At 53.6% G+C, this 274-nt stretch carries 1 pseudogene; it reads right to left on the reverse strand.

What is annotated here, in order from left to right:
* Positions 1-274: pseudogene (locus tag R0J87_RS20270) on the reverse strand (catalase/peroxidase HPI); the annotation flags it as partial.

Below are 274 nucleotides of genomic sequence, written 5' to 3' on the forward strand. Positions count from 1 at the left end.
CCATATCACGGTGCGTTAACTTAAACCAGGCGCGGGCGAAGACATCAGCAAACTCGTCCGGGTTCTGGTGAAAGTGCTGCGATATTTTACGATAGGCCGGGTCTTCACGCATCGCCATGTCAGCCGTGGTCATCATGATACCGACTTTTTTGCCGGTGATTTCTGCATCCGGCGCGTGGTCTTTTTCTGCCAGGTTCTTTGCCGCCCACTGATGGGCTCCGGCAGGGCTTTTCGTCAGCTCCCACTCATAACCAAACAGCACGTCAAAATAGCT

This window comes from Halomonas sp. SIMBA_159 (assembly GCF_046536035.1).
GTDB lineage: Bacteria > Pseudomonadota > Gammaproteobacteria > Pseudomonadales > Halomonadaceae > Vreelandella > Vreelandella venusta_A.